The 22,846-nt window shown below is 71.4% G+C and carries 19 protein-coding genes and 1 pseudogene; 8 read left to right on the forward strand and 12 right to left on the reverse strand.

The window, feature by feature from the left end; translation table 11 throughout:
• Window positions 1-121 precede the first annotated feature (121 nt).
• The 4 genes from C4K88_RS04725 to C4K88_RS04740 all read right to left on the reverse strand — a co-directional run bounded on the left by C4K88_RS04725 (window position 122) and on the right by C4K88_RS04740 (window position 4,830).
• A complete protein-coding gene (locus C4K88_RS04725; RefSeq protein WP_241521707.1) occupies window positions 122-1,081 on the reverse strand; it encodes a trypsin-like serine peptidase in 960 nt (319 codons plus the stop codon).
• A gap of 154 nt (window positions 1,082-1,235) precedes the next feature.
• Window positions 1,236-2,141 carry a MaoC/PaaZ C-terminal domain-containing protein gene (locus tag C4K88_RS04730; protein WP_104120486.1) on the reverse strand — a complete coding sequence of 302 codons (906 nt, stop codon included), beginning with the start codon at window positions 2,139-2,141 and terminating at the stop codon, window positions 1,236-1,238.
• Entirely contained in the window at window positions 2,138-3,514 is a 1,377-nt protein-coding gene (locus C4K88_RS04735) for a 3-oxoacyl-ACP reductase (RefSeq protein WP_104120487.1), read from the reverse strand. Before C4K88_RS04735 ends, C4K88_RS04730 begins: the two co-directional genes overlap by 4 nt.
• Window positions 3,515-3,516: 2 nt before the next feature.
• Window positions 3,517-4,830: an acetyl-CoA C-acetyltransferase gene (locus C4K88_RS04740; RefSeq protein WP_104120488.1), complete on the reverse strand. Its 1,314-nt coding sequence runs from the start codon at window positions 4,828-4,830 to the stop codon at window positions 3,517-3,519.
• 64 nt (window positions 4,831-4,894) lie between these two features.
• Here C4K88_RS04740 and C4K88_RS04745 point away from each other — a divergent pair, with 64 nt between their 5' ends.
• Together C4K88_RS04745 and C4K88_RS04750 are read left to right on the forward strand one after the other, a co-directional pair.
• The gene (locus C4K88_RS04745) at window positions 4,895-5,677 is read left to right on the forward strand and encodes a TetR/AcrR family transcriptional regulator (protein ID WP_104120489.1); all 783 of its coding nucleotides are present in this window, start codon (window positions 4,895-4,897) and stop codon (window positions 5,675-5,677) included.
• A complete protein-coding gene (locus C4K88_RS04750; RefSeq protein WP_104120490.1) occupies window positions 5,674-7,818 on the forward strand; it encodes an acyl-CoA dehydrogenase family protein in 2,145 nt (714 codons plus the stop codon). The genes C4K88_RS04745 and C4K88_RS04750 overlap by 4 nt, the downstream gene beginning before the upstream one ends.
• A gap of 92 nt (window positions 7,819-7,910) precedes the next feature.
• Here the strand turns inward: C4K88_RS04750 and C4K88_RS04755 are convergent, their stop codons facing one another.
• A complete protein-coding gene (locus C4K88_RS04755) occupies window positions 7,911-8,570 on the reverse strand; it encodes a nucleoside/nucleotide kinase family protein (RefSeq protein WP_241521708.1) in 660 nt (219 codons plus the stop codon).
• 115 nt (window positions 8,571-8,685) lie between these two features.
• On the opposite strand from C4K88_RS04755, the gene C4K88_RS04760 reads away from it, so the two are divergent.
• From C4K88_RS04760 to C4K88_RS04770, 3 genes are all read left to right on the forward strand, one after another.
• A complete protein-coding gene (locus C4K88_RS04760) occupies window positions 8,686-9,504 on the forward strand; it encodes a polysaccharide deacetylase family protein (protein WP_104120492.1) in 819 nt (272 codons plus the stop codon).
• Between the two features lie 152 nt (window positions 9,505-9,656).
• Window positions 9,657-10,370: a phosphoribosyltransferase gene (locus tag C4K88_RS04765; protein ID WP_104120493.1), complete on the forward strand. Its 714-nt coding sequence runs from the start codon at window positions 9,657-9,659 to the stop codon at window positions 10,368-10,370.
• Window positions 10,371-10,457: 87 nt separating this feature from the next.
• Window positions 10,458-11,204 (forward strand): glucose 1-dehydrogenase, encoded by a 747-nt coding sequence (locus tag C4K88_RS04770; RefSeq protein ID WP_104120494.1) that lies wholly within the window; start codon window positions 10,458-10,460, stop codon window positions 11,202-11,204.
• Window positions 11,205-11,532: 328 nt separating this feature from the next.
• Here C4K88_RS04770 and glgA read toward each other — a convergent pair whose 3' ends face one another.
• Window positions 11,533-12,726, reverse strand: coding sequence for a glycogen synthase (gene glgA, locus C4K88_RS04775; RefSeq protein WP_104120495.1), 1,194 nt, complete (start codon window positions 12,724-12,726; stop codon window positions 11,533-11,535).
• Window positions 12,727-12,860: 134 nt separating this feature from the next.
• Between glgA and glgC the strand changes: the two genes are divergently transcribed.
• Entirely contained in the window at window positions 12,861-14,105 is a 1,245-nt protein-coding gene (gene glgC, locus C4K88_RS04780; RefSeq protein WP_104120496.1) for a glucose-1-phosphate adenylyltransferase, read from the forward strand.
• A 136-nt stretch (window positions 14,106-14,241) separates the two neighbouring features.
• Window positions 14,242-16,869 (forward strand): aminopeptidase N, encoded by a 2,628-nt coding sequence (gene pepN, locus C4K88_RS04785; protein ID WP_104120497.1) that lies wholly within the window; start codon window positions 14,242-14,244, stop codon window positions 16,867-16,869.
• Here the strand turns inward: pepN and lplAB are convergent.
• The 4 genes and pseudogenes from lplAB to C4K88_RS04805 form a co-directional block, all read right to left on the reverse strand.
• On the reverse strand, window positions 16,854-17,930 hold the full coding sequence (gene lplAB, locus C4K88_RS04790; RefSeq protein ID WP_104120498.1) for a lipoate-protein ligase LplAB: 1,077 nt from the start codon (window positions 17,928-17,930) through the stop codon (window positions 16,854-16,856). The genes pepN and lplAB overlap by 16 nt on opposite strands.
• Window positions 17,931-18,025: 95 nt before the next feature.
• Window positions 18,026-18,283, reverse strand: a complete 258-nt coding sequence (locus C4K88_RS04795) for a type B 50S ribosomal protein L31 (RefSeq protein ID WP_104051131.1) — start codon at window positions 18,281-18,283, stop codon at window positions 18,026-18,028.
• Window positions 18,284-18,383: 100 nt separating this feature from the next.
• Window positions 18,384-19,210: pseudogene (locus C4K88_RS04800) on the reverse strand (TrmH family RNA methyltransferase).
• A gap of 43 nt (window positions 19,211-19,253) precedes the next feature.
• On the reverse strand, window positions 19,254-20,039 hold the full coding sequence (locus C4K88_RS04805) for an ABC transporter ATP-binding protein (RefSeq protein ID WP_104120499.1): 786 nt from the start codon (window positions 20,037-20,039) through the stop codon (window positions 19,254-19,256).
• A gap of 242 nt (window positions 20,040-20,281) precedes the next feature.
• Between C4K88_RS04805 and serB the strand changes: the two genes are divergently transcribed.
• A complete protein-coding gene (serB, locus tag C4K88_RS04810) occupies window positions 20,282-21,166 on the forward strand; it encodes a phosphoserine phosphatase SerB (protein ID WP_104120500.1) in 885 nt (294 codons plus the stop codon).
• Window positions 21,167-21,193: 27 nt separating this feature from the next.
• Here serB and C4K88_RS04815 read toward each other — a convergent pair whose 3' ends face one another.
• Window positions 21,194-21,943, reverse strand: coding sequence for an SDR family oxidoreductase (locus C4K88_RS04815; RefSeq protein WP_104120501.1), 750 nt, complete (start codon window positions 21,941-21,943; stop codon window positions 21,194-21,196).
• A gap of 47 nt (window positions 21,944-21,990) precedes the next feature.
• Window positions 21,991-22,728 carry a beta-ketoacyl-ACP reductase gene (locus tag C4K88_RS04820; protein ID WP_104120502.1) on the reverse strand — a complete coding sequence of 246 codons (738 nt, stop codon included), beginning with the start codon at window positions 22,726-22,728 and terminating at the stop codon, window positions 21,991-21,993.
• Window positions 22,729-22,846: the final 118 nt, after the last annotated feature.

Genomic DNA, 22,846 nt, shown 5'->3' on the forward strand with positions numbered 1-22,846 from the left:
TAGGGGCGTCCTGCCCCTGATTTGGGCGGAACGCCGCACGGGCGGTCCCCCGCGAGGGGAACCGCCCGTGCGTGCCCTGCCGATCGGGCTCCTGCTGGTCTACCGCTGGTCTACCGCCGGACTATCGGCTGGCGGCCGTGGAGTACGCGGTCTGGATGGAGCTGCCGAAGTACGGGCCGTACATCACGTTGCTCTGCGTGTTGTAGCCGAAGCTGTTGACCGAGTTCTGCGTCCCGGTGGATCCGGAGCCGACGAACCACGGGCCGCCGGAGGAACCGCCGGTCATGTCGCACGGGATGCCCTGCGACTGGGTGCCGCCGATGCGGTCCGCGGAGGCCTTCCCGTAGCAGCTGAACAGGCGCTCGCCGTTGAACGGCGAGGCTGCCGGGTAGCCGTAGGCGCTGTAGGTGAGGCCGCGCGCCATGTTGAAGCCGATACTCGAGGCGCCGACGGTGGCGGCGAGCGTCTTGCCGTTGAGCGTGTTCATGACGGCGAAGGCGCCGTCGTAGCTGATGTCGTTGCGGGACACCCACTCGCTGGTCGAGACCAGGGACCGCGCGGTGAACTTGCCGTAGGGTGCCGCGCCGTTGTTGTAGGCGGGGACGAAGACGAAGTTCGTGACCCAGCCGGTCGCGAGATCGTGCGTGCAGTGTCCCGCGGTGGCAACGACACTCTGGTTCCCGCTCTGGACCGAGTTGCCGGAGCAGACGTAGTTCTGCCCGCCCTGGGTGAAGAACACCTTCCCGATGCGCGGGACCGTGGTCTGGGCGGTGGCGCGGGTCTCCGCCGCGGGTTCCTTCGGGGCCTTCGCCACGGACTGCTCCCCTGCCTTCGGCAGGACCGAGCGGCCTTCGGCGGCCCAGCCGGAGTTGATGGTGTTCGCGGGCTTCGCGTTCTTCATCCTGTCCGGCGTCCAGTAGGCGTCGAGTGCGGCCTGGTCCTGGTTCTGCACGTGGGACACGGTGGCGGCTTCGGCCGGGGGCGCCGTCGGTGCTGCCTGGACGGGACCTGCTGCCATCAGCGCCGATGCCATCAGGGCCGACGCGGTGATCAGCCCTGCTTTGAGACCTCGAGAGTTCACGAAACTCCTCTTTCCATACGATGGGTCAGCCGTCGGGGGCTGATAGTCGGAGTCTGCCCCGGGCGGGCGGTCCCTGCCCAGCCGAACGACGCATTTTCCACGGATTGCCCCCGAAAATCGCCGCGCGTCTGGACAGGGCCCGGCCGGCGTGGAACTATTCGGCGCGCACCCAGCCGGTGAAGTGGGGGTGACGGCGCTTCGCGGACCAGCCGACGACGTCCGTCCGGTGTCCGGTGTCCCCGGCCCGGGCGAAGGACGTCGTGACGCTCCCGGGCAGGAGCACGGGCGTCGCGAAGTCGATGCGCCAGTGCAGGGGCCCGGACGGCGCGGGGACGGCCTGGTCCACCATGCGGGCGGCGAGGTACATGCCGTGCGCGATCGCCGTCTTCATCCCGAGCGCCTTCGCCGTCAGCGGGCTGAGGTGGATGGGGTTCCAGTCCCCCGAGACCGCGGCGTAGCGCCGTCCCGTGTCCGCACCGAGCCGCCAGAGACCCGTGGGCGTGGGCGCCGTGAACGCCGGCCGCTCCTCGTCCCGGCGCCCCCCGGTCCCGGCGGTGTCGAGCCGGACGCCGCGCGCGAGGTAGACGGACCGGCCGGTCCACACGAGGTCGGCTCCGACGCGCACCTCGAGGACGACGTCGACCTGCGTCCCGGCGGCGTGCGGGCGCAGGTGCTCCGCCCAGGCGACGACGTCGAGCGCCTCCGACGCGTCGATCCGGCGCGCCTGCCGCACCTCGTTGCTGAGGTGCACCATGCCGAGCAGGGGCAGCGGGAAGTCGGGCCGTACGAGGACGCTCATGGCCACCGGGAAGGCCAGCGTGTGGACGTAGGCGGAGGGCACCGCATCCCGTGCCGCGGAGCCGAGCAGCTGCTGGAACCGCGTGAGGGCCAACAGGTCCACCCGGACGCCGTCGACGCGGTGCTGCACGGCCGGGACCGCGAGCGCGACGGGTGCCCGGCGCATCGTCCGCCGTGCGGCCAGGGCGAGGGCCCGGCGGTACAGGCCGGGCAGGGCCGGCACGTCGGGCAGCGTCACCTCCTCGCGGGATGTGCCGCTCATGCGCCCACCAGGTTCTGGCCGCACACCCGGAGGACCTGCCCGTTGACGCCCGCCGCGGCGTCGGAGGCCAGGAAGGCGATCGCCTCCGCCACGTCCACGGGGAGGCCGCCCTGCTGCAGGCTGCTGAGCCGGCGTGCCACCTGACGGGTGAGGGGCGGGATCTTCGCCGTCATGTCCGTCTCGATGAAGCCGGGAGCGACGGCGTTGATCGTCCGCCCGGCGCCGTCGAACGAGGCCGCCTGCGCACGGACCATGCCGATCACGCCGGCCTTCGACGCGGCGTAGTTGCTCTGCCCGCGGTTGCCGGCGATGCCGCTCGTCGAGGCGAGGCTGATGATCCGCCCCGTCGTGGAGAAGACCGGCGAGGCCAGGAACTGCTCGTTCATACGCAGCTGGGAGGCGATGTTCACGGCGATCACCGCGTCCCACCGGGAGGCGTCCATGTTGGCCAGCAGCTTGTCCCGTGTGATGCCGGCGTTGTGCACCACGATGTCGAGGGTGCCGTACCGACCGCCGACGTGCTCGAGGATCCGGGCCGCCGCGTCGGGGGCGGTGATGTCGATCTGCAGGGCGGTCCCGCCCACCCGGTTCGCGACCTGCGCGAGCTGCTCGCCCGCCGCAGGGACGTCGACGGCGACCACGCGGGCTCCGTCGCGGGCGAGGGTCTCGGCGATCTTCGCGCCGATGCCGCGGGCCGCTCCGGTGACCACGGCCGTCCTGCCGGCCAGCGGCTGGTCGGGCACGCCCTCCCCCACCGCCGCCGTCGCGGCGGCGAGTCCGGCGACGCCCTCCGCCGGCGTCCCGGACACCTCGAGGAACTGGCCGTCCACATAGGCGCTCCGGCCGGACAGGAAGAACCGGAGGGCTCCGAGCGTCGTGGCGTCCGTCGTCGTCGCGCCCGCACGCAGGACGATGCCGTTGGCGGTGGCCCCGCCACGCAGTTCGCGGGCGACGGAGCGGATGGCGCCGTCGATGCCTTGGCGCGCCGCGGCCACGGCGGGGTCCGTGGTGTCCGCGGCGGAGCGGAAGACCGCCACGACACGGCCGCCGGGGACCAGCACCCTGGCCGCCTGCCCGAGTTCGAGCAGGGGGCCCGCGAGATCCTCGGGCGAGGCAGCACGGTCCAGCACGACGACGGCGGCGCTGAGCTTCTCGCCCGGCAGCACGTGGCGCCGCACCTCCACGTCCCAGCCGAGCAGGACGTCGGCGAGCGCCTCCGCCCCGGCACCCGACCCGGTGACGAGGACCGGCTTCGCGGCGATGGGTTCCCCCGGTGTGTAGCGGCGCAGCACGGAGGGGCGCGGCAGGCCGAGGGCCTTGGCGATCTTCCCGGGCAGGGGTGTGTTCACGAGGTCCAGGTAGTTGTCGGTCATGCCTACCTCGCCTCGAGGATCGCGACGACGCCCTGGCCGCCGGCGGCGCAGACGGAGATGAGGCCGCGGCCGCCCTTCTCGGAGAGGGTCTTGGCGAGCGAGGCGACGATGCGCCCGCCCGTGGCGGCGAACGGGTGGCCGGCCGCGAGGGAGGATCCGTTGACGTTGAGCTTCGCGCGGTCGATGCTGCCGAGGGCGCCGTCGAGCCCGAGGACGCGCTTGCAGTAGTCCGCGTCCTCCCACGCCGCGAGGGAGCTGAGGACCGTCCCGGCGAAGGCCTCGTGGATCTCGAAGAAGTCGAAGTCCTCGAAGGTGAGGCCGTTGCGCTGCAGCAGGCGGGGCATGGCGTGGACGGGGGCCATCAGCAGGCCCTCCTCGCCGGTGACGAAGTCCACCGCGGCGGCTTCGGCGTCGACGATGGTCGCGAGCATCGGGAGGTTGTTGGACCGCGCGTACTCCTCGCTGCCGAGCAGGACGACGGCGGCGCCGTCGGTGAGCGGGGTGGAGTTGCCGGCGGTCATGGTGGCCGGCGCGTCGAGGCCCTTGCCGAAGACGGGCTTCAGGGTCGCCAGTTTCTCCAGCGAGGTGTCCGCCCGCAGGTTGGCGTCCTTCGTCAGGCCCCGGTACGGCGTCATGAGGTCCGAGAAGAAGCCGCGGTCGTAGGCGGCCGCGAGGTTGGAGTGGCTGCGGTAGGCGAGTTCGTCCTGCGCTTCGCGCGTGATCTCCCAGGCGGCGGTGGTGAGCGCCTGGTGCTCGCCCATGGACAGGCCCGTGCGGGGTTCGCCCGTGGTGGGCGCGTTGGGCGAGAGGTCCTTCGGGCGGAGCGTGGCGAGGGCCTTGATCTTCTGCTGCGTGGTCCTGGCGCGGGAGAGGTCGAGCAGCACCCGGCGGAGGCCTTCGCTGACCGCGATCGGGGCGTCCGAGGCGGAGTCGACGCCGCCGGCGATGCCGGACTCGATCTGCCCGAGCTTGATCTTGTTCGAGAGGCCGACCACGGTCTCGAGGCCCGTGGCGCAGGCCTGCTGCAGGTCGTAGGCGGGGGTCTCCGGGGACAGTGCCGAGCCGAGGACGACCTCCCGTGTGAGGTTGAAGTCGCGGGAGTGCTTGAGGACGGCGCCGGCGGCGACCTCCCCGATGCGCTCGCCCTGCAGTCCGAAACGAGCCACGAGGCCGTCCAGTGCGGCGATGAGCATGTCCTTGTTGGACGAGTACGCGTAGGCGCCGCCGGAGCGGGCGAAGGGGATGCGGTTGCCGCCGATGACGACTGCCGTGCGCGCGGGGATGGGAGCGTTGGACGCCCCGGCCTGATCTGCCATGGAGATGCTCCTGGTGCGAGGGGGTGGATTACCGATACCTAGCGTACCTGATACGCTGGGTATCATGAAGCTTGGTCACGCCCTGAAGAGCGCCTCCGCGAAGACCGCGGGCACCGTGGCGCCCGCACAGGACGGCAGGTCCAGCCGGTGGGAGGCACACCGGGCCGAGCGGCGGCGCCAGCTGATCAGGACCGCGCGGCGGGCCGTGGACGCCCTGGGCCCCGGCGCCTCGATGGAGGACATCGCCACCGCGGGTGAGACCTCGAAGTCCGTGTACTACCGCTATTTCGGGGACAAGACCGGCCTGCAGCGGGCGATGGCGGAGGTGGTCATCGGCCAGATGCAGCAGAAGGTGCTCGACGCCGCGAAGGCCGCGCCCACGCCGCGGGAGGGCCTGTACGCGATGGTGCTCGCCTACCTGCAGATGGCCCGGACCTCACCGAACGTCTACGCGTTCGTCACGCGCGTCGGGATCGCCGAGGCGTCGTCCGGTGCCTCCTCGCCGGGCGCCACGGCCGACGGCAGCCAGGACACTCTCGCGCACTTCCTCGCCGCCGTCACGGACATGATCGCCGGTCCCATGCGCGGGTACCTGCTCTCCCCCGACCGGCCGTCGGCCCCGGACGACGCCGCCCCCGAGTACTGGCCCACCGCGGCGATCGGCATGGTCCGCGCTACAGGTGAGCACTGGCTCTCCTCCCCCGACACCCGCGACAAACCGACCGAGGAGCAGATGGCCCGGCACATCACCGGCTGGCTCTTCGACGGCATCAGCCGGTACGAGGCACTCGTCCCCCCGGCAGCCCCCCATCCCTCAACCCGCCAACGCGCGAAGGACACGCCATGACCCAGACCATCACCAGGCCGCAGCAGATCCCCGCCACGGCCGACATCCCGGAGGACGACCACGCCACCGTCGACACCGCCGAGCTCGGGGAACTGCTCCTCGGCCGGTGGGCGCACATCCGCCGCACGGCGCGGGAGCTCGCGGGCCGTCCCGAGGTCCAGAAGATCGAGGGACTCACCCACACCGATCACCGGCTGCGCTGCTTCGACCAGCTCCACTATCTCGTGGAGCAGCAGGCCGTCCACCGCGCGTTCCCGGCGGCGCTCGGCGGCAACGACGACCACGGCGGGAACATCGCGGGCTTCGAGGAGCTCGTCGTCGCGGATCCGTCCCTGCAGATCAAGGCGGGCGTGCAGTGGGGTCTCTTCGGGTCGGCGGTGATGCACCTCGGGACCCGGCAGCACCACGAGGCATGGCTCCCGGGCATCATGGACCTGCGGATCCCCGGCTGTTTCGCGATGACCGAGACGGGCCACGGCAGCGACGTCGCGAGCATCGCCACCACTGCCACGTTCGACCCCTCCACCGACGAGTTCGTCATCGACACGCCCTTCCGCGCCGCCTGGAAGGACTACATCGGCAACGGCGCGATCGACGGTCGCGCCGCCGTCGTGTTCGCCCAGTTGGTCACCAACGGGGTCAGCCACGGCGTGCACGGCTTCTACGTGGAACTGCGCAACGAGGACGGCTCCTTCAGGCCCGGCGTGGGCGGGGAGGACGACGGCATCAAGGGCGGCCTCAACGGCATCGACAACGGCCGCCTGCACTTCACGGGCGTCCGGATCCCGCGCACCAACCTGCTGAACCGGTACGGCGACGTCGCCGAGGACGGCACCTACACCTCACCCATCGCCTCCCCGGGACGGCGCTTCTTCACGATGCTCGGAACCCTCGTGCAGGGCCGGGTCTCGCTCGACGGCGCGGCGGTCGCCGCCAGCAAGCTCGCCCTCACGGCTGCGATCACCTACTCGACGCAGCGCCGCCAGTTCAACGCGTCCTCGAACCTCACCGAGGAGGTGCTGATGGACTACCAGCGGCACCAGCGCCGCCTCCTGCCCCGCCTCGCCGCGACCTACGCCGCGTCCTTCGCGCACGAGGAGCTCCTCGAGAAGTTCGACGGCGTCTTCTCCGGCGAACACGACACCGACGGGGACCGCCAGGACCTGGAGACCCTCGCCGCAGCGTTCAAGCCCCAGAGCACCTGGCTCGCCCTCGACACCCTCCAGGAGTGCCGCGAGGCGACCGGCGGGCAGGGCTTCCTGGCGGAGAACCGGTTCACCTCGCTCCGCGCGGACCTGGACGTGTACGTGACCTTCGAGGGCGACAACAACGTCCTGCTGCAGCTCGTCGCCAAGCGGCTCCTGACGGACTACGCCAAGGAGTTCAAGGGCGTGGACTTCGGTGTCCTGGCCCGCTACGCGGTATCGCAGGCCGCCGGCCGGACGCTGCACCGCTCGGGCCTGCGCCGGGTCGCCCAGACCCTGGCGGACACGGGGTCGGGCAAGAAGTCGGCCATCGCACTGCGCGACGAGCAGACACAGCACGATCTACTGACCGATCGCGTGCAGTCCCGCGTCGCCGATCTCGCCGCGACGCTGCGGGGGGCGAAGGGGATGTCGCAGGAGCAGTCGGCCGCGCTCTTCAACGAGCACCAGAACGAACTCATCGAGGTGGCGCACGCACATGCGGAGCTGCTGCAGTGGGAGGCGTTCACCCGCGGCGTCCACAGGATCACCGACCCGGGGACGCGCCAGGTGCTCACCCGTCTGCGCGACCTGTTCGGCCTGTGCCTGATCGAGAAGGACCTCGCCTGGTTCCTCATGAACGGGCGCCTCTCCGCGCAGCGTGCCCGTACCCTCGACGCCTACATCAACCGACTGCTGGTGAAGATCCGGCCCCATGCCCTCGACCTCGTGCAGGCCTTCGGCTACGGCCAGGAGCACCTTCGCTCGGCGATCGCCAGCGGCGCCGAACAGGAGCGCCAGCAGGAAGCCGCCGAGTACACGCGGCGACGCCGGGCCAGCGGGGACGCGCCGATCGACGAGAAGACGCTGCTCGCCCGCGACGCCCGGGAGAAGAAGGCGAAGCAGGCCAGGAAGGCCAGGAAAGCCAGGAAGGCGTCACCGAGCCCCGTCGGCTAGGGATGCCGCGCCCCGGCCGGGCGGCGGTCGGGGCCTCAGCACCGCGCGGACCTCCGGGTCGGGTGGAGCTGGAACGCCACCCGGCATGGAGGTCATCGGAGCGCCGAGACCGCGTGGGCGGGGATGATTCCCGGTGCGGTGAAGTCCCGGTTGTCGACGACGACCGTCGCGCGTTCCCAGGGGCGCACGGCCTCGAAATAGAGGCGCTGGCCACCGACGTAGCGGCGCATCGAAGGATGCTCGGGGTCGCGGTTGCTCCCGTCCCGGGCGGCCATGCGCGCCGCGGTCGCCGCGAACGGGACGTCGAGGAAGACCGAGGCATCCCAGTGGGAGGCCAGCTCGTCGCGGTGCAGGAACATGCCCTCCACCAGGACCAGCGCATCAACCGGGGCACGGACGGGTTCCGTCACCGCTGTGCGGTCGGCCACCGGATCGTAGGAGGCCGCCGAGTACCAGCCGTTCCCGCCGCGGCCGAGCGGTCGGAGCACGTGCTCGCTCAGAGCCGCGTCGTCGTAGGTGTCCGCCCAGAACCCCTCCGGCGAACAGCGCCCCTTCCCATGCCTGATGGAGGACGGGTTCAGGAAGGAATCGGCGTGGACGACGATCACGGGCCGATCATCGATCGCGGCGGCCAGGCGGGCGGCGAAGGACGTCTTGCCGCTGCCGTCGACGCCGTCGATCGCCACCAGCCGACCGCCGGTGCGAAGGCTGCTGGAAAGGATGCGGATCACGTGCCGCAGAACGTCCTCCATGCACGTCATCATCCCGGACCGTCGGGGAGAACGGTGTCAGGCACGTAGTGTGAGATCCGAACGTGGGTATCGGCTGGTCCGTGCTCCGTGATTCTCCTGGGGGAAGGGCAGTCATTTGGAGCGCCGGACATTCATCAGCGCCGTCATCGCCGGAAGCGTGGGCCTGAGTCTGGCCGCATGCGCCCGGGCCACCGGCGTCCCCGGCGCGGCCCCGACGACGGCAGCGCCCTCAGGTCCGTCCCTGCCGTCCGCCGGACCGTCACCGATGACGCCCACTCCCACCCCGCTCCCGCCACCGCCCGCCATGGCCAAGGTGCCGGTCTCCGCAGGCGTCATCACCGGACTGCCCACCTCCGACCAGGTCCTCGCCTGGACGGTCGACGACGGATCGGACGGCGAGGTGATCCGGCGCTACCTCGAGTTCGCGCGCACGAGCGGCACCCGGCTGACCTTCTTCCTCAACGGGTGCTACCCCGGGTGGTCGGAGCACGCGGCGCTGCTCCGGCCCCTGGTCGACTCCGGCCAGATCCAGCTCGGCAACCACACCTGGTCCCATGCCGATCTCACCAGCCTCGACGATGCAGGGGTCGTCGCCGAGCTGCAGCGCAACCACGACTTCATCGTCTCCACGTTCGGCGTGGATCCCCGTCCGTACTACCGCCCCCCGTACGGTTATCGCGACGCACGGACGGATGCGGCGGCCGCGTCCATCGGGTACACCTCCCCCGTCATGTGGTACGGGTCGCTGGCCGACTCGGAGCACCGCCCCGAGCAGGAGATCCTCGGCCTGGCCGGTGAGTGGTTCCTGCCCGCCCACATCGTGATCGGGCACCTGAACTTCCTGCCCGTGACCCGCGTGTTCCAGCAGCTGGAGCAGCTGCTCGCCGACCGCGGGCTCACCGCGGTCACCCTCGACGACGTCTTCCAGGCCTGATCCCGCCCCGCTGGGGCGCCGGCCGGCGACCCCGTGGATCCGCCGGGAGGCGACCTCCTGGCCTGCCAGGGACGAAAGCCTCTGATCACACCTCGTGCCCGGGTCGAGGATCGAGCCAGAGACCGGCGTGATCGTGCCGTTAGTGAGGGAAGATGGTCGAGTTCCTGGACAGGACCGACGCCGGACGGCGGCTGGGAGACAGACTCACCGCGCTCCGGGGTCAGGACGTCGTGGTGCTGGGGTTGCCCCGCGGCGGGGTGCCCGTCGCCTTCGAGGTCGCGAAGGCGCTCGATGCGCCCCTGGACGTGATCGTGGTGCGGAAGCTGGGAGTGCCGTACCAGCCGGAACTCGCGATGGGCGCCATCGGTGAGAACGGCGCGCGGATCCTCGATTCGCATGTCCTCTCGCGGGCCCACGTCCGGGAGGAGGACCTGGGCACGGTGGAGAGGGAGCAGCGCAGCCTCCTGGAGCGGCGCCTGGCCCGGTACCGGCGAGGGAGGACCCGGGTAGATGTCCGCGGGCGCACCGTCGTCGTGGTCGACGACGGCATCGCCACCGGCTCCACGGCACGGGTGGCGTGCCTCGTGGCCCGGCGGCTCGGTGCGGCACGCGTGATCCTGGCGGTGCCGGTGGCGCCGGCCCGCACCGCTGCCTCGTTCACCGAGGCGGACGAGGTCGTCTGCCTGGCGTCACCACGCGGCTTCCAGTCGGTGGGCCGCTACTACCGGGACTTCTCGCCCACGCAGGACGACGACGTCGTGCGGCTGCTCGACGCCGCCGCCCGCCCGGTGCAGCACCCCGGGCGGCCGCGGAGCCGCACGCCTCCGGCTCCGCCGTCGTCGTGCGGGGAGGCCGGCCTGCCCTGAGGCGGGCTCCTGTCGACAAGGCCCAGGCCCACGGCTCCGGGGCCCTGGACTCCACCCACGGAGCCACCGACACTGCAGGAGGATCACATGGAACGGGTCATCGACAAGGTAGCGCTGGTCACCGGCGGCGCACGCGGCATCGGAGCCGCTGTGGCAGCCCGGCTGCACGGAGAAGGAGCAAGGGTCGTCATCGGCGACATCCTCGACGACGCCGGAGCGGAGACGGTCGAACGAATCGGCTCCGGCGCTCTCTGCGTCCACCTCGACGTGACCGATCCGCAGGACTGGGAGAACGCAGTGGCCGCCGCCGTCGACGCGTTCGGCGGCCTGGACATCCTGGTGAACAACGCGGGCATCGTGGACTTCGCTCCCATCGAGGAGTACACCCTGGAGCGGTGGAATGCTGTGATCGCCGTGAACCTGACGGGCACGTTCCATGGCATCAAGGCCGTCATCCCGGCGATGAAGCAGGCCCGACGCGGGTCGATCGTCAATATCTCCTCCATCGCGGGCATGCGGGGCTACGAGCAGATCCCCGCCTACACGGCCGCGAAGTTCGGCGTGCGTGGACTCACCAAGAGCGCGGCCCTGGATCTCGGCCCCCACCGCATCCGGGTCAACTCGGTCCACCCCGGCGTGATCTCCACGCCGATGACGGCCGACATCGCGACGGACATGAGCCACGTGGCCCTCGGCCGCGTCGGCCACCCCGGGGAGGTCGCGGATCTCGTCCTGTACCTGGCGTCCGACGAGTCCTCGTTCGTCACGGGAGCCGAGTTCGTCATCGATGGCGGGGACACGGCCGGGACGGTGACGCGCAGCGACGGGAGCTAGGCCGCGCGGTACCGCGAACCGCGATGTAACCTGCCCCTGATCATCTCCACGAACTCGAATCCCGAAGGGCGCGGGTGAGTGGTCCGAGGGGGCAGCGGAGGCTGCCGGGTTCGAGAGCGAGGACGCGCTCGAACCCTACACGCCGACGCCCCAGAGGACTGGACGGACCGGTGGGCCCAGGACGAGTCCAAGGACGGCTACGAGCACGTCAGCGGCATTGGGGGACGCGACCCACCTGTTCCACTAGCCCCTCGGGCTGCAGATCAAGGCCACCACGGACGGTGGGGCGGGGCGGGTCCGCCTCGCCCGCGCCGGAGCGACGGGAGGGTCAGAGCACGCTGCGGTACACCCCGAGGGTCGTCTCCGCGATGGACCCCCAGTCGAAGTGCCGCTCCGCCCGCTGCCGGCCCGCGGCGCCCATCGCCGACGCCCGCGCGGGGTCGGCGACGAGGGCGTTCAGCGCGGCGGCGAAGTCCTGGACGAAGCGTTCCGGGTCCAGCGGCGTCCCCGTGCCGTCCTGCACCTGGTCGAGGGGCACGAGGGTGCCGGTCACGCCGTCGTCGATCACCTCCGGGATGCCGCCGGTCGCCGACGCGACGACGGCTGCTCCGCAGGCCATCGCCTCGAGGTTCACGATCCCGAGGGGCTCGTAGATGGACGGGCACGCGAAGACCGTGGCGTGGCTCAGGATCTGGACGACCTCCCGGCGCGGCAGCATCTTCTCGATGAGCACCACCGAGCCGCGCTTCTCCCGCAGCGCGGAGATCAGCACCTCGGTCTCGGCGGCCAGCTCCGGGGTGTCGGCGGCGCCGAGGCACAGGACGAGCTGCACGTCCGCCGGCAGGTGCGCGGCCGCGCGCAGCAGATACGGTACGCCCTTCTGCCGCGTGTTGCGGCCCACGAACACGACGCTGGGCCGGTCCGGGTCGATGCCGTGGGCGCGGAGGGCGTCGTCGTCCTCGTCGCGGGACCACTGGGCCACGTCGATCCCGTTGTGGACCACGTGGACCTTGCCGGGGTCGACGTCGGGGTAGCTGCGGAGGATGTCCGCCCGCATCCCCGCGGACACGGCGATGACGGCGGCCGCCGCCTCGTAGGAGGTCTTCTCCACCCAGGAGGACACCGCGTAGCCGCCCCCGAGCTGTTCGGCCTTCCAGGGGCGCAGCGGCTCGAGGCTGTGCGCGCTGAGGACGTGCGGGACGCCGTGCAGGAGCGACGCCAGGTGCCCGGCCATGTTGGCATACCAGGTGTGGGAGTGGACGAGGTCGGCACCCGCCATCGCCTCCAGCATCTGCAGGTCGGTGCCCAGGGTCTGGACGGCGGGATTGGCTCCGGCGAGGCCCTCCGGGACGCCGTAGGAGAGCACGGAGGCCCCGTGGTACTCGTCCGGTCGGGGCGCCCCGAATGCGTGGACCCGCAGGTCCACCTGCGGCGCGAGGACCCGGCTCAGCTCGGCGACGTGCACCCCCGCTCCACCGTAGATCTCGGGCGGGAACTCCTTGGTCACAATGTCTACTCGCACTCGTCCAACGTAGTGCAGTGTGACCTGTGTCCTCTAGTGTGAAGAAACCGGAAGGGTTCCGGACTGTGTTTCCGTACGCTGATCGACCACCCATCGAGCAGGCAGAACACTCAACGAAGAGCGGGGGGTCTGAAGTGGCACCGAAGAAAGTACTTGCCGTCGTCCTGGCAGGCGGGGAAGGCAAACGCCTGATGCCGCTCACGGCGGACCGGGCCAAACCGGCCGTACCGTTCGCGGGCAGCTACCGGCTCATCGATTTCGCACTGTCGAACCTGGTCAACTCCGGCTACCTCCAGATCGTGGTACTGACCCAGTACAAGTCCCACAGCCTCGACCGGCACATCTCGGAGACGTGGCGCATGTCCACCCTGCTGCGGAACTACATCGCGTCCGTCCCGGCGCAGCAGCGCCGCGGCAAGAGCTGGTTCCTGGGCAGCGCGAACGCCATCTACCAGTCCCTGAATCTCATCCACGACGCTCAGCCGGACATCGTCGTCGTGATCGGCGCGGATCACGTGTACCGCATGGACTTCGCGCAGATGGTCGACGCCCACGTGAAGAGCGGCGCGTCCGTCAGCGTCGCGGCGGTCCGCCAGCCCATGAACCTCGTGGACCAGTTCGGCGTGATCGAGACGGACCCGGACGATCCCGGACGCATCGCGGCGTTCGTCGAGAAGCCGAAGAGCACTCCCGGCCTCCCGGACGATCCGGACAGCTTCCTCGCCTCCATGGGCAACTACGTGTTCACCACCGATGCCCTCCTCAAGGCCCTCGAGGACGACGCCGCCCGCCTGGACACGAAGCACGACATGGGCGGGGACATCATCCCCTACTTCGTGGAGCGCAACGACGCCGCGGTCTATGACTTCACGACCAACGAGATCCCGGGCTCCACGGACCGTGACCGCCAGTACTGGCGCGACGTCGGCACGATGGACTCCTACTACGACGCCAACATGGACCTCATCTCGCCGCTGCCGCTGTTCAACCTGTACAACCTGCAGTGGCCCATCTACACCCGGCAGAGCGTCTCCCCGCCGGCGAAGTTCGTCCGCAGTTCCTCGGGACAGTCGGGTGAGGCCCACGACTCCATCGTCTCGGCGGGCGTCGTCGTGTCCGGCGGCGCCGTCCAGAGCTCCGTCCTGGCCACCGACGTGTTCATCGACGAGGCCGCGGAGGTGACCGGCTGTGTCCTCCTCGACAAGGTCCATGTCGGGGCCGGCGCCGTGGTGCGCCGGGCGATCATCGACAAGAACGTGCGCATCCCCGCCGGCGCGACGATCGGCGTCGACCCGGACCTGGACCGCCGCCGCGGCTTCGCCGTCACCGACTCGGGACTCACGATCGTCAGCAAGGGCCAGGTCGTCCCGCCGGGCTGATCCACCCGCACCCAGCGCTGGACGAGGACGCCCCCGGCATCGGCCGGGGGCGTCCTCGTCCGCCGTCCCCCCGGGCCCGGGCGGGCGTCACAGCCCCGGGCCCGGGGGCACGGCGGGCGCGTGGTTGAATGACCGGATGGAGAACGAGAACCTGACCCGCGACGAGGCGGCCGCCCGCTCGGCCCTGCTGGAGACCGAGAGCTACACCGTCCACCTGGATCTCTCCCGCGCCCGGGACGCCGACGAGGACACGTACCCCACGACGACGACCGTGGTGTTCTCCTGCCGGGAACCGGGGGCGTCCACGTTCCTCGACTTCATCGGGGAGGTCACCGGCCTCGAGGTGAACGGGCGGGTCCTCGACCCGGCCACGGCCGGCGACGGCGCCCGCGTCCTGCTCCACGACCTCGCCGACCACAACACGGTGACGCTCACGGGCCGGGCCCGGTACAGCACCAGTGGCGAGGGACTCCACCGGTTCGTGGACCCCGCCGACGGCGAGACCTACCTGTACACGCAGTACGAGCCCGCCGACGCCCGCCGCGTCTTCGCGAACTTCGAGCAGCCGGACCTGAAGGCCACGTTCGCGTTCAGCGTCGTCGCGCCCGCCGACTGGACGGTCGCCTCCAACGGCGCGGAGACCGGCGTCGAGCCCCGGACCGGCGACTACGCCGAGGCCGGGGCCGCCACCCCGACGGCGCGCTGGACCTTCGCGCCCACGCGGCGCATCTCCACCTACATCACCACCGTGCTGGCGGGCCCCTACCACCGGGAGACCGACGCGTGGGCCGGGGCCGCGGGCACGGCCGGGGAGGGCCTCGAGGTGCCGCTGGCCCTGTACTGCCGCCGCTCCCTGGCGCCGTCCTTCGACGCGCCCGAGATCTTCGACACGACCCGGCGCGGGCTGGACTTCTTCCACGACCTCTTCGACTACCCCTACCCCTTCGGGAAGTACGACCAGGCGTTCGTGCCCGAGTACAACCTCGGGGCGATGGAGAATCCCGGGCTCGTGACCTTCACCGAGAACTACGTGTTCCGGTCCGCGGCCACGGAGGCCCAGCGCGAGGCGCGGGCCAACACGATCATGCACGAGATGGCGCACATGTGGTTCGGCGACCTCGTGACGATGTCCTGGTGGGACGACCTCTGGCTCAAGGAGTCCTTCGCCGACTACATGGGCGCCCTCGCCGTGGCGGAGGCCACGCGCTGGAGCACCTCGTGGGTCAGCTTCGCGAACCGCCGCAAGTCGTGGGCGTACGTGCAGGACCAGCTCCCGACGACGCACCCGATCGTCGCGGACATCCCCGACCTCGAGGCCGCCAAGCAGAACTTCGACGGCATCACCTACGCGAAGGGCGCCTCCGTGCTCAAGCAGCTCGTGGCCTTCGTGGGCCGCGAGGACTTCACGGCCGCCGCACGGCAGTACTTCCGCAAGCACGAGTACCGGAACACGACGCTCGCCGACCTCCTCGACGTGCTGTCCGTTGCGACGGGGCGGGACCTCGCCGCGTGGTCGCGGTCCTGGCTCCAGACCTCGGGCGTCCCCGCCCTGACCGCCGAGGTCACGGCCGACGGCGGCGTCCTCACGGGGGTGACGATCGTCCAGGACGCCGTGGACCCGGTGACGGGCCGGGACGAGCCCCGGTCGCACCGCATCCGGGTGGGCCTGTACTCCTTCGACGCCGACGGGTGGCTCGTGCGGACCCACGCCGAGGCGGTCACGGTCGACGGCGGGCGGACCGCCGTCCCGGCGCTCGCCGGGACGGCCCAGCCGGACCTCCTGCTGGTCAACGACGACGACCTCACCTATGCCAAGCTCTCCTTCGACGAGCGGTCCCTCGCCACGCTGCTGACCTCCGTCCACCGGTTGCAGGACCCCCTGGCCCGGGCCACGTGCCTCACCGCCCTGTGGTCCAGCACGAGGGACGCCCGCCTGCCGGTCGGCGCCTACCTGTCCGCCGTGATGCTCGCGGCGCCGGCGGAGAGCGGGGTGGGCGTGCTGCAGGTCCTGCTGGCCAACGCCCACACCGCGATCGAGCGCTTCTCCCCCGCCCGGGAGCGCCCGGCGCTGCGCGAGCGGCTGAGCGGTTTCCTGGCGGACGGCCTCCGGGCCGCCGCCGCGGGATCGGACCTCCAGCTCGCCTGGGCCAGGGCCCTCGCAACCACCGCCCGCAGCGCCGGGCGTGCCGCCGACGTCGTCCGCGCCGTGCTCGACAGCGATGAGCGGATCGACGGCCTGCGCCTCGACGCAGACCTCCGCTGGTCCTTCCTGCAGGGACTCGCCGCGCAGCAGCGCGTCCTGCCCGGCGAACTCGAGGCCGAGCGGGCCGCGGATCCGACGGCGTCGGGCCGGGTGGGCTTCACCCTCGCCTCCGCGGCGCTCCCCGACGCGGCCATCAAGAAGGTCACGTGGGACGAGGCCCTGCACGGCGACCGGCTCTCGAACGAGCTGCTCAGCGCCGCGATCGAAGGGTTCCTGCTCGGCCCGCACGACCTCCTCGACCCGTACCGGGAGCCCTACTTCGAGGCGCTCCGCGGAGTCTGGGCGACCCGGGGCATCGAGATGGCGGGCAGGATCGTCCGCGGCCTGTACCCGGGGCACCAGGATCTCGACGGCGCGCCCGACGAGCACGCTGTGGTGCTGCGGACGGACGCCTGGCTGGACGCCAACCGCGACGCCCCGGCGGCCCTGCTCCGCATCATCGTCGAGGAACGCGACCATCTCCTGCGGGCACTGCGGGCGCAGGCTCAGGGCACGCGGTAGAGCCACTCCTCGGTGCCGAACTTCTGCTCCACCAGCGTCTCGGCGCGGCGGAGGTCGTCATCCGAGAGGGAGGACTCCACCGCTCCGTAGCGCTCGCGGAAGGTCTCCAGCAGAACCCCGATGATCTCCTCGCGGGCCAGACCGGTCTGGCGGCGCAGGGGGTCAACGCGCTTCTTGGCGCTCTTCGTCCCCTTGTCGGACATCTTCTCCCGCCCGATGCGCAGCACCTCGAGCATCTTGTCGGCATCGATGTCGTAGCTCATGGTCACGTGGTGCAGCATCCCTCCGTTCGCGAGCCGCTTCTGGGCCGCGCCGCCGATCTTGCCGACCTCCGTGGCGATGTCGTTCAACGGCTGGTACCAGGCCTGGATGCCGAGCCGCTGCAGTGCCTCCATGACCCAGGCGTCGAGGAACGGGTACGAGTCGGCGAAGCTCATGCCGTCCACCAGCGACTGCGGCACGTAGAGGGAGTACGTGATGGCGTTGCCGTGCTCCATGAACATGGCGCCGCCGCCGCTGATCCTGCGCACCACCGTGACCCCGTGCCGCTCGGCTCCCCCGGGGTCCACCTCGTTGCGCACGGACTGGAAGCTGCCGATCACCACGGACGGCGCCTGCCATTCCCAGAAGCGGAGGGTCGGGTTGCGGGAGCCGGCGCCGACGTCGTGGGTGAGGACCTCGTCCATGGCGACGTGCATGGCCGTGGGCAGCGGCGTGGGAGGGATGATCTCCCATCGGTGGTCCGCGAAGCCCGACGCCCGGCCGAGGGCGCGGCGGACCGCGGTGGCGATGGCCGCCGGCGAGAAGCCGAAGAGGACGGCCGACGGGTCGAGGCGCCGGGTGATCGCCGCGGCGAGCTCGCCGGGCGGGGTGTCCTCGGGGAGGCCCTCCAGTGCCGCGTTGATGTCGAGCAGCGCCTCGTCGGGTTCGAGGAAGAAGTCCCCGTTGACCGAGACGTGCGCGAGGCGCCCGTCCTCCACGGTGAGGTCCACCGCGGTGAGCTTGCCGCCCGGGGTCTTGTACTCGCCGTGCAGGCGCCCGGCCTCCTGTGCCTGGTCCATCAGTGCCTTCCGTGGTGCGTTAACCGGAAGAAGCCACGCCGGGTGGGCGTGGCTTCTTCCGTCGGACGGTGGGTCCGGTGCTCGAGGGAGCGGGACTACTTCTTCGCGCCGAAGCCCTTGAAGCGGGCGTTGAAGCGCTCCACGCGGCCGGCGGAGTCCATGATGCGCTGCTTGCCCGTGTAGAACGGGTGGGACTCCGAGGAGATCTCGACCTCGATGAGAGGGTAGGTGTTGCCGTCTTCCCACTCGATGGTCTTCGCCGAGCCGACCGTCGACTTCGTCAGGAACGCCTTGTCGGAGGCCAGGTCGCGGAACACGACCGACTGGTACTTGGGGTGGATATCAGACTTCACAGGACTACCTTCTCTGGTGGCCTGGATTTTGCCAGGCACGGAAATTGAAAGTGTGGCGACAGCGCCAGCTGTCCATACTAGCGCAGGAGCACCGGCGAGGCTAAAGCGCCGGGTGCATGCCGCCGTCGTGCCGGCACTCCCAGAACGCGACCGCCGCCGCGGCGGCGACGTTCAGCGAATCCACGCCGCCGTGCATGGGGATGGTCAGGGCGACGTCGGCCTCTGCCAGCGCGGCGTCGCTCAGCCCGTCCCCCTCGGTGCCCAGCAGCAGGGCGAGCCGCTCGTGGTCCCCTGCCGGGAACGCGCCGAGCGGGACGGACCCGGGGCCCAGGGCGAGGGCGGCGAGGGTGAAGCCGGCGGCCCGCACGACGGCGAGGTCCCCGGGCCAGGAGGCAGCCCTGGCCCACGGGACCTGGAAGACGCTGCCCATGCTGACGCGCACGGCCCGGCGGTAGAGGGGGTCCGCACTGCGGGGGCTGAGGAGCACGGCGTCGACGCCGAGGGCCGCGGCGGAGCGGAAGACCGCCCCGAGGTTCGTGTGGTCCACCATGTCCTCGATGATCGCGACGCGCCGGGCGGAGGCCAGCAGGTCGCCGAGGGGCCGGGGGGCGGGCCGGTGCATCGCGGCGAGGGCGCCCCGGTGGAGGTGGAAGCCCTGATGGCCTCGAGGGTGGCCTCGGGGGCCACGAACGCGGGCACGGACGGGAAGCGGGCGACGACGTCGGCTAGGTCGGGGAGCCACTTCGGTGCCAGCAGGAAGGAGCGCGGCACGTGCCCGGCGTCGACGGCGCGCCGGAGGACCTTCGAACTCTCCGCGATATAGAGCCCCTCCGCGGGCTCCTTCGCGAGGCGGAGCTGCACGTCGGTGAGGTCGCGGTAGTCCGAGAGCCGCGGATCATCGGCCGCGTCGAGGGGGATGACGGGCATCAGGGAGCGGGCCGGCCGCGGTGGGACGGACTACTCACGCTACTCACGCCCGCGCGACGGCGCTGTAGCGGCCGTTCTCCTCGCTCACCTTCAGGGCGATGTCGAACGCGGCGCTCAGGTTCTCCTCGGTCAGCACGTCCCCGATCGGCCCCGTCGCGACCACGACGCCGTCGCGCAGCAGCAGCGCGTGCGTGAAGCCGGGCGGGACCTCCTCGAGATGGTGGGTCACGAGCACCATGGCGGGTGCCTCCGGATCGCGGGCGAACTCGGTGAGCCGCTGCACGAGGTCCTCCCGCCCGGCCAGGTCCAGGCCCGCCGCCGGCTCGTCGAGGAGCAGGAGTTCGGGGTCCGCCATGAGCGCACGCGCGATCTGCACGCGCTTGCGCTCCCCCTCGCTGAGGGAGCCGAAGGGGCGGTTCATGAAGCGGGACATGCCCCAGGCGTCCAGCAGCCGGAAGGCGCGGCGCTCGTCGAGGCGCTCGTACTGCTCGCGCCAGCGGCCGGTGACCCCGTAGGACGCGGTGACGACGACGTTCAGGACGGTCTCGTGATCGGGGACCTGGGCGGCGAGGGCCGCCGAGGCGAGGCCGATGCGCGGGCGCAGGTCGAAGACGTCGACGGCGCCCATGACCTCGTCGAGGATCCCGACGACGCCGCGGGTGGGGTGGAGCCGTGCCCCGGCGAGTTGCAGCAGGGTGGTCTTGCCTGCTCCGTTGGGGCCCATGACCACCCAGCGCTCGCCCTCGTTGACCTGCCAGTCGATCTCGTCGAGCAGGGTCTTGCCACCCCTGACGAGGCTTACTCCCGCCAGTTCCAGAACGTCACTCATGGTTCTAGACACTAGGCTAAGGAGCGGCCCCGTGGCGAAACCGACAGGCCGCCTCCGCTGCTTGTGCCCCACCGGCGCGCCCTGCGCGGGACGGCCCGGCCCTCCCGGTGGTCGTGCCGGTTCCGGCCGCGGGCAGGCTGCGGGCAGGCTGCGGGCAGGCTGCGGGCAGGTTGCGGGCAGGGCCCACGATCAGGACCTCAGAAGGGACGGACGCCGGTATCGGCGCGGACGGGAGCGGGAGCATGCGGGACACGGCACGGGTGGTCGCCTATGCGCGGCGGATCGACGACGGACAGCGGGAGGACCTGCACGCGGTGCTGCGCGGGCTCGGCGCCGACGTCACGGCCGCCTCGTCGGCCACGACCCCGACCTACACGGTGCTGACCCTCGACGTCGGACTCGCCGCAGCGGCGACCGCGGTGCGATCCGGTCTCGCCCGGTGGACGGCCGCCTCCGGGGTCGGCGCCGCCCTGGTGCCGTCGCCCACGTACGCGCCCGGGCCGAAGCTGCTGATCATGGATGTCGACTCGACCCTGATCCGGCAGGAGGTCATCGAGCTGCTCGCCGCGCATGCCGGCCGCGAGGCGGAGGTCGCCGCGGTGACCGAGGCAGCCATGCGGGGCGAGCTCGACTTCGCCCAGTCCCTCCACCACCGGGTCCGTGCGCTGGAGGGGCTTCCCGCCACCGTGATCGGCGAGGTCGTGGACCGCATCCGGCTGAGCGACGGCGCGGAGGACCTCGTGGCCGCGTACCTCCACGCAGGGCACCGCGTGGGGGTCGTCTCCGGCGGCTTCTCGCAGGTCCTGGCACCCCTCGCCGAGCGCCTCCGGCTGTCCTTCGCGAAGGCGAACGACCTCGAGATCCTCGACGGCACGCTGACCGGCCGGGTGGCGGGCGCCGTCGTCGACCGGCGCGAGAAAGCGCGGACCCTCCGCGCCGAGGCCGACCGCGCGGGCGTCCGCCCCGAGGCCGTGATCGCCGTCGGTGACGGGGCGAACGACCTCGACATGCTGGGGGCGGCGGGCCTCGGGGTCGCGTTCAACGCGAAGCCCGCCGTCCGTGCGGCGGCGGACGTCGCCCTGGACCTCCCGGACCTGGACGTCGTCCGCCATTTCGCCGGACTGTAGCCGGGACTGCGGCGCGGGGGCCGCGGGTCAGCTCTTGGCGAGGAAGTCCTGGGCGCCGCCCACGTACTCGGTGTGCCCGGTGGGGACGTCCGCCGTGACCATCCGGACGATCTCCGTCGCGAACTCGGCGACGGAGTACAGCCGGCCCGCCTCCTGGCGGCGCGCCTCGATGGCTCCCGGGGTGGCCCGGTCCAGCAGCGTCGCCGTGACCGTGCCCTCGATCATGTCGCCGGACACGACGATCAGGGAGATCCCCTTCTCCTCGAGCTGCGGGATGCGGGCGCGCAGGGCATCCTCACCGGCGCGCTTGCTGCGCGCGACGGGCTCGTACGCGTCCATCGTCTCGACCTTCTCGATGAAGTGCGCCTGGTGGCTCGTGATGAAGACCACGCGCGAGCCCGCGGGCATCACCTCCGTGGCGGCGTCGAGCATGGCGAGCTGCGCGTCGCGGTTGAGCTTCAGCGCGTAGTCCTCCCCCAGGCCCGTCTCCATGCCGCCGGACGCGTTGAGGACCAGCAGGTTCAGCCCGCCGAAGGTCGAGACCGCCGTGTCGACCAGCGCTGCGGGGCCCTCCGGCGTCGTCAGGTCAGCACCGACCGCGACGGCCCGGCCGCCGGCCGCCTCGATCCCCGCGACCACCTTGTTGGCGCGCGGCGCCTTCTGGCGGTAGTTGACGACGACGGCGGCGCCCTGCGCGGCGAGCTGCTGCGCGACGTCGGCGCCGATGCCGCGGGACGATCCGGTGACGATTGCTGTGGTTCCCTCGAGGGTGGCCATGGTGCTCCTTCTGGTGGGCTGGGTGGTGGGATGGGGGCCGGGACGGTCTAGTGGCCCATGCCGAGTCCGCCGTCGACGGGGATCACGGCACCGGAGATGTAGCCGGCGGCGTCGCCGGCCAGGAAGGACACCACCCCCGCCACCTCGTCGGGGGAGGCGAAGCGCCCGGCGGGGATGGTGGCGAGGTAGCTCTTGCGCGTCTCCTCGGGCAGTTCGGCGGTCATGTCGGTGTCGATGAAGCCCGGGGCGACGACGTTCGCCGTGATACCCCGCGAGCCGAGCTCGCGCGTCAGGGAGCGGGCGATGCCGACGAGTCCGGCCTTGGAGGCGGAGTAGTTGATCTGGCCCGGCGCCCCGTACAGGCCCGTGACGCTCGAGATCAGGATGACGCGCCCGCGCCGGAGGCGGATCATGCCGCGCGAGGCCCGCTTGACGACGCGGAACGCGCCGGTCAGGTTCGTGTCGATCACGTCCGTGAAGTCGGTCTCGCTCATGCGCATGAGCAGGGTGTCACGGGTGATGCCGGCGTTCGCGACGAGCACCTCCACCGGCCCGTGCTCGGCCTCGACCTGCGTGAACGCGGCGTCGATCTGCTCCTCACTGGTGACGTCGGCCCGTACGCCGAGCATTCCCTCGGGAATCTCGCCACTTCGGTAGGTGATGGCAACCTTGTCGCCGTTGGCTACGAATACCTTGGCGATGGCAAGGCCGATCCCGCGGTTGCCTCCGGTTACGAGGACGCTGCGGCCGGACGCCGTCGTCGTGCTGTCTGCATCACGTGCCAAGGGGGTAACTCCTCTGTCTGCGGACCGGAGACCGGTCCACGTTGTTCCTGCCGACCACCGCGTGGTCGGTCCGGACGGGCGTTCCGGCCCGCTCGGACCGCCTCCGCGGGCGGCGGTC

The sequence above is a fragment of the Arthrobacter pityocampae genome, from assembly GCF_002927275.1.
Taxonomy (GTDB): Bacteria; Actinomycetota; Actinomycetes; order Actinomycetales; family Micrococcaceae; genus Arthrobacter_D; species Arthrobacter_D pityocampae.

Excerpts from the sequence above, each read along its gene's own strand:
- C4K88_RS04730 (WP_104120486.1), bottom strand. The coding sequence starts at position 2,141 with ATGAGCGGCACATCCCGCGAGGAGGTGACGCTGCCCGACGTGCCGGCC.
- pepN (WP_104120497.1), top strand. The coding sequence starts at position 14,242 with ATGGAGAACGAGAACCTGACCCGCGACGAGGCGGCCGCCCGCTCGGCC.
- C4K88_RS04745 (WP_104120489.1), top strand. The coding sequence starts at position 4,895 with ATGAAGCTTGGTCACGCCCTGAAGAGCGCCTCCGCGAAGACCGCGGGC.
- lplAB (WP_104120498.1), bottom strand. The coding sequence starts at position 17,930 with ATGGACCAGGCACAGGAGGCCGGGCGCCTGCACGGCGAGTACAAGACC.
- C4K88_RS04755 (WP_241521708.1), bottom strand. The coding sequence starts at position 8,570 with ATGGAGGACGTTCTGCGGCACGTGATCCGCATCCTTTCCAGCAGCCTT.
- C4K88_RS04805 (WP_104120499.1), bottom strand. The coding sequence starts at position 20,039 with ATGAGTGACGTTCTGGAACTGGCGGGAGTAAGCCTCGTCAGGGGTGGC.
- C4K88_RS04740 (WP_104120488.1), bottom strand. The coding sequence starts at position 4,830 with ATGGCAGATCAGGCCGGGGCGTCCAACGCTCCCATCCCCGCGCGCACG.
- serB (WP_104120500.1), top strand. The coding sequence starts at position 20,282 with ATGCGGGACACGGCACGGGTGGTCGCCTATGCGCGGCGGATCGACGAC.
- C4K88_RS04815 (WP_104120501.1), bottom strand. The coding sequence starts at position 21,943 with ATGGCCACCCTCGAGGGAACCACAGCAATCGTCACCGGATCGTCCCGC.
- C4K88_RS04750 (WP_104120490.1), top strand. The coding sequence starts at position 5,674 with ATGACCCAGACCATCACCAGGCCGCAGCAGATCCCCGCCACGGCCGAC.
- C4K88_RS04770 (WP_104120494.1), top strand. The coding sequence starts at position 10,458 with ATGGAACGGGTCATCGACAAGGTAGCGCTGGTCACCGGCGGCGCACGC.
- C4K88_RS04735 (WP_104120487.1), bottom strand. The coding sequence starts at position 3,514 with ATGACCGACAACTACCTGGACCTCGTGAACACACCCCTGCCCGGGAAG.
- C4K88_RS04765 (WP_104120493.1), top strand. The coding sequence starts at position 9,657 with ATGGTCGAGTTCCTGGACAGGACCGACGCCGGACGGCGGCTGGGAGAC.